Annotated in this window: 1 protein-coding gene; it reads left to right on the forward strand. The window is 69.4% G+C overall.

The genetic code is table 11. The features are described 5' to 3' along the window. Positions 1 to 202 precede the first annotated feature (202 nt). On the forward strand, positions 203 to 670 hold a 468-nt coding region (locus tag KZA10_RS16890; RefSeq protein WP_218683480.1), incomplete at its 3' end, for a hypothetical protein.

Below are 670 nucleotides of genomic sequence, written 5' to 3' on the forward strand. Positions count from 1 at the left end.
CGCAGCTCCGCCAGGGTCTCGCCGACGGCGACGATCCCGTCTCCGCGGCGCAGCCACGCGAGCGGGCGGGAAGGGTCCGCATAGGCCAGGAGGTCTTCGACCGGCTCGATCTCTGTGGTCTCCACGACCAGGTGGGTGGTGTGCACGCGTCCAGCCTATGCCGCTCAGGGAGCGTGGATTCTCGTGGTCGTAGGGTGAGCGGATGAGCGATGCACGCCCCGCACCCGGCACGGAGATGGTCTTCCAATGGCGCAAGTGGGACGGATCACCGCACTGGCGGCACGAGTGCGTCTATCTCGGCGTCGACGAGTGGGGCGACTGGATCGGGCAGCCCGTCGGATGGCACAGCGTGCGCCCCGGCGCCGAGTTCCATGCCGGGGGTCCGAACGTCACCCTGGTTCCCCCGAGCGGTGACCACGCGCTGACCGTCAACCGCCGCCATCGCCGGGGGATGCGCATCTACATCGACCTGGGGTGGGACATCCATTGGTCCGATGATCCGCTGCTGGCGACCGGGATCGACATGGACCTCGATGTGGTGCGCGTCGAGGGTGCACGAGGGACCTGGGTCGACGATCGCGACGAGTGGGCCGAGCACAGTGCGCGCTACGGCTACCCGGCCGACGTCATGGCGCTCCTCGAGGTCGAGCGCGAGGCCCTCGAGGTGCGC

Source organism: Microbacterium sp. BF1 (genome assembly GCF_019279095.1).
Classification (GTDB): domain Bacteria; phylum Actinomycetota; class Actinomycetes; order Actinomycetales; family Microbacteriaceae; genus Microbacterium; species Microbacterium maritypicum.